Raw genomic sequence first — 3,928 nt, 5'->3', positions numbered from 1 at the left:
GGGTAGTTTTGCAGTTTCGTACAAAATCCGTCACTTGGGGCCATTGCCCTTGTTCCGTGGCCGAACCAGCGGAAAACTCAGCAACGCTTTCAGGTCAAACTGGACCGGTGGTATGGTTTCGTCCGAAAAGTCATACTCACCAGCCAGATTGATGTGATGCCAGGTGTGCGTCGAAGATTTCAGAATCGTCCGCAACAATTCTTCGCGTTCCAGAGTCGTTTTGCTCTGTCGTAGCTTTTCCGACAGATACAGCAGGTTGTAGTAATTAATCACATTCATAATCAATGTCCGACAGCCAGCAGCAATTTGGCGTTCCTGATCAGTGGGCCAGTCAAACGAACTATCATTGCCCAATGTGACTGCACTCCCAAACTTGTTGCCGTGTTCAACACGCGTGAGGATTCCTTCAATACTCGCTCGCAGTTCAGGGTCAGCAACCACCCGGAGAATGAAGTCCGTTTTGTAGAGTCGGCCCAGATCCCGTAGCGCTTTATGAAGGGGATGTTGCCGGGCATACGAATTGAGCCGTTTGAGCAACATGGAAGGGCGCGAATAGCCCAAAATGGCCGAAGCCATAAAGCGTAACACAGGGTCCCACTGCTCGACCAGGTGTTCGTAATCAATCCGACTATCGGGCAAAATTTTATAACCAAATGCTTTGTAGGTCGAAACCGCATCAATACTATACAGCTGCTGTCGATGAATCTGCACAAAGCGGGGGCGGAAATCGATGTCTAGCAAACCCATACCAGCAAAATTAATTTCGGAAAATCCGTGCATATCCGTTGAGTGGGCCTGAGTTTGAATCACCTGATTGTGCAGCACTACATCCAGCACATACCCTGATTCGCGCTCTCCGGCGTTAACAACCAGGGTATAAACCAATTGGCCGGCTTCATCCAGGCCAGAGTAAATGACGACACCTTCGCCATTGCCAAAATATTTATAGGAGGCTGTAGCGCGAAGTGTGGGAATGGATACATCGAATTTCTGGCCATCACTACCGGTAACAACCAGTCCTTCCTGACGACGGAACAAATCCGTTAAGGGTAGCGCATTGCTGTGAGCAAGGATACAGTCATTGGCCTCCACCACCATTTCGGGCGAGAAATATTGGGTGGCCACCGTCTCCAGGGCATGTACGGATATGTTGCGTGAAACCAGTGCCATCTTCCGAATGCCAATATTTTCGCCGTACCCAATAATGGCTGCCAGCAGTAAGCGAAGGTCTGGACGGGTAGGTTTCTGCACAAAACCCTGATGCTGAAACTTGCTTAAAAATCCCGTCAGGTTTTCGACCTGTAATAATACGTCCTGTAGGGAGACCACCCGGCTGGCTGGATATAGCAGGCGGGTAACTCCTTGCTCCTGCTCTTCATCAGCCCGGTAGCGGTGCAGGTGCCAACCCCCATGCGCGTCAAAAAATACTTGTGGATTAGTGGTCAGTCCCTGGTTAGTTTGGGCGAACTGACAATTAAGCCGCTCGTTGAGGGCGAGCAGGGTCTTGGCTGGATGTTTATGGTGGAGTAAGTTGGCCCGTCGTAAATACTCCTCCCGGTGTACTTTCCATTGCGCCGGGGGAATCTGATACTCATCCACTGACCGGTATTCATACGAGGAAAGTACGGTCAGACTTCCATCACGTAAAGCGTCACGTACGGCTCGAAACAGCAGCACCTTGTAGAGCGAGACCCGTAGCCTGCCTTTTTCTGTGTAGACGTGCTGTTGCTCAGCCATACTCAAAAACTCCAACGGCACGGCTGAAGCCGCACCCAATTCACCTTTATGTTGCTGATAGTAGGTAATCGCTTTAAACAAGTGTGGATGGGAACTCTCCTCATCGAAGAATAGATGTTGAACAATAGCGGATACCCGCAGTTGTAGCCGAAACGACACTTTCTCTAAAGCCAGGTAGTAATCCGTGCGTTCATCGATAGGCTGGTTGATCGTTTTTATTTCGGCAACGCGCTGTTTATCAGCCAGCAATTGCTCACTATCTAACCGTTTCCGTTCCAGAATCTGTTGAATCTGTGCCACCTTCTGATCGTTATTCCACTCTGGCTGATGAATGGTTTGTTCGATTTGGGTCAGGGCGTCAATGTGTACATCGGCGCGACGGCTCATCTGACCGACCAGGCTGGCGGTAGTGTGACGGTTCTGATAATACTCTTCTTTGAGATTATTCTCGCAGTCATTCAACAGACCCGCCACCGCCTTGTTTAAGGTTAGAATCAGGGCATCGCCCACACTCAGATACTGAAAGGTGATGAAAGCCAGCAGACGTAGATAGCGTTCATGGATCCGTTCCGCTAATAGCACCGTCCGGTTATCGAGTACATACTGAGCGTAATATCGGGTAGAATCATCGGTCAGCTCCAGGCGGGCGATCAGAGGGGCCAACTGGGTGAATAGCGTTTTGAGATGGCAAAATAACGCTACCCGCTCAGCAATGACGTGGGGCTTCATGGACTGACTGATATGCTTGAGAGCCGTGAGCGGGTAGCGCTTTTTTGTGCCAGACTCACTGCCTGATTCAGTATTATCGAGTAAGTCGTCCAAGAGGGTTTGATCGGTCGGCGTCAGATACTGGCGGATAATCCCTTGTAAATGCTCATCAAAATCATCCATCGCCTGGGTGATGATTTCCCGCAGTTGGCTATAGGTTGGAATCTCGACCCGATTTTTTCGTAGGTACTCCACCAGCATATCCAGCATTACTGCCGGTCGGGTTTGTAAGTGAGTCAGCAAATGAGCCTGTCGCTGGAGATCAGCCCGATGGGTCGGCGTAAAAGATTGGTAGCCCAGATGATTGAGAATCACTGAACGGTGTCGATACAGAGTTCTACTGACCATGTAAGCCTGCAAATCAACCTGTTCGAGTCCAATTCGGAGTTGTTCGCATACCCACTCGACATCTTCCGGAGGAAACCGATCCGGAACAAAAAAACGGGTCATCACCCGGAAGTAGCCTAACTGGAGGATAAATCCAGCTCTGGCCGTTGGGGTATGAATAGCTGCCAGATAAGTTTCGGCCCAAACAGGAAGGTCCAGTAGAATGAGTCGATGACTGCTATTGAGTTGAGGGGGTGTATCAAAGCGTATACGAGCTTCGGGAGAAAGGTAGTCACGGCGAGGCATAAACAGGGTGATTTGTAGCCGGTGATGTCTTGGGAAAACGTCCGTTTTTTGAGACAGTAACACACCGGACGTTTTGGATGGAGAAAACTACAAAAAACTGTCTTACTTTGTTGTCTCAAAAAACAATGTCGCAAGTACTGCTTGCTTGTTGGGTTCTCTGCGACTTACGCTACTTTTTATGCTAATCGGTTATGCCAGGGTGTCCACCCAGGACCAACAACTCCATCTTCAATTGGATGGCCTCAAACAAATTGGCTGTGAACGGATTTTTCAGGAGAAGGTCTCATCAGGTAAGGTTCGTCCTCAGCTGCAACTGCTGCTAGACTCCCTGCGGACCGGAGATACAGTGGTGGTGTGGAAGCTGGACCGATTAGGTCGCTCTCTGAAGGAGCTGATTACCCTCATAAACGATTTCCAGAAAAAGGGCGTTGGCTTTCGCAGTCTCAATGATGCGATTGACACGACGACAGCGCAAGGGCGGTTGGTGTTTAACCTGTTTGCTTCGCTAGCCGAGTTTGAGCGGGACTTAATTCGGGAACGGACGCAGGCCGGGTTATCCGCTGCTCGCTCTCGGGGTCGATTAGGGGGCCGTCCCAAAGGATTAAGTCAAGAGACTGTTGCAAAAGCTAAAGCGGCTCGGACACTTTATGAGGCAAAGGACAAAACGGCTGAAGAGATCGGGAAACTTTTGGGGATTAGCCGAGCGACCGTGTATCGCTACTTATCATATCGGCCGGTGGAGGAAGACAAGGCCAAGTGACGGATTTTGTACGAAACTGCAAAACTACCC

At 50.0% G+C, this 3,928-nt stretch carries 2 protein-coding genes; one reads left to right on the top strand and one right to left on the bottom strand.

Annotation, left to right across the window (positions count from 1 at the left end):
- Positions 1-30 precede the first annotated feature (30 nt).
- Positions 31-3,138 carry a Tn3 family transposase gene (locus ABD949_RS18380; protein ID WP_345245638.1) on the bottom strand — a complete coding sequence of 1,036 codons (3,108 nt, stop codon included), beginning with the start codon at positions 3,136-3,138 and terminating at the stop codon, positions 31-33.
- 73 nt (positions 3,139-3,211) lie between these two features.
- Here ABD949_RS18380 and ABD949_RS18375 point away from each other — a divergent pair, with 73 nt between their 5' ends.
- Positions 3,212-3,898, top strand: a complete 687-nt coding sequence (locus ABD949_RS18375) for a recombinase family protein (protein ID WP_345245636.1) — start codon at positions 3,212-3,214, stop codon at positions 3,896-3,898.
- The last annotated feature ends 30 nt before the right edge of the window (positions 3,899-3,928 follow it).

Source organism: Nibrella saemangeumensis (assembly GCF_039541915.1).
In the GTDB taxonomy this organism is placed as follows: Bacteria; Bacteroidota; Bacteroidia; order Cytophagales; family Spirosomataceae; genus Nibrella; species Nibrella saemangeumensis.
Note: the sequence above shows the minus strand (reverse complement) of the source record. Positions and strands in the feature narration are given on the sequence as shown.

Excerpts from the sequence above, each read along its gene's own strand:
- ABD949_RS18380 (WP_345245638.1), bottom strand. The coding sequence starts at position 3,138 with ATGCCTCGCCGTGACTACCTTTCTCCCGAAGCTCGTATACGCTTTGAT.